The sequence below is a fragment of the Oleiphilus sp. HI0125 genome, from assembly GCF_001635355.1.
In genome coordinates this window covers 1-839 of record NZ_LWGF01000237.1, presented here as the reverse complement: position 1 = coordinate 839, position 839 = coordinate 1, and the positions used below count along the sequence as shown (strand labels likewise).

Sequence of the window (839 nt, the reverse complement as noted above, 5' to 3'; positions counted from 1 at the left end):
TGTGTTGATGAATGCGATTCCAGCGAAGGTTGCTGGTGTTGAAGAAGTCGTGATGGTGGTGCCTACTCCAGGCGGCGAGGTGAATCAGCTTGTGCTGGCGGCTGCAGCTGTCTGTGGCGTAGATCGCGTATTCACGATCGGTGGTGCACAAGCTGTTGCAGCATTAGCGTATGGTACAGAGACGATTCCAGCGGTTGATAAAATTGTTGGCCCAGGAAACATCTTTGTTGCCACAGCGAAGCGTGAAGTCTTTGGCCAAGTCGGTATTGATATGATCGCAGGTCCTTCCGAGATTCTTGTTATTTGTGACGGTAAGACCGACCCTGATTGGATTGCGATGGATCTGTTCTCTCAAGCAGAACACGACGAAAATGCGCAATCAATTTTGATCTCAGACGATGCTGATTATCTCGATGCTGTCGAATCTAGTATCAATAAGCTAATCGATGGCATGGAGCGCAAAGATATTATTCGTGCATCCATCGAGGATAGAGCGGCATTAATTCAGGTTGAATCTCTTGAGCAAGCGGCTGAAGTTAGTAACACCATCGCGCCAGAGCACTTAGAGTTGTCGGTTGAAGATCCAGAAGCCTTAGCTCAGCATATTAAGCATGCAGGGGCGATCTTTATGGGGCGTTATACGGCTGAGGCCTTAGGCGATTATTGCGCCGGGCCAAACCACGTTCTACCAACTTCGGGAACCGCGCGTTTTTCATCTCCTCTAGGTGTGTATGACTTCCAAAAACGCTCATCGTTGATCTACTTCTCTGAGCAAGGGGCGAGTGATCAAGGCAAGGTAGCGTCTGTATTGGCGCGCGGAGAAGGTCTTGAAGCGCACG

Annotated in this window: 1 protein-coding gene; it reads left to right on the top strand. The window is 49.7% G+C overall.

Annotated features, from left to right (window positions below):
• Positions 1-839 (top strand): histidinol dehydrogenase (gene hisD, locus A3762_RS03580; protein ID WP_068754124.1); only part of this gene is annotated, 839 nt, incomplete at both ends.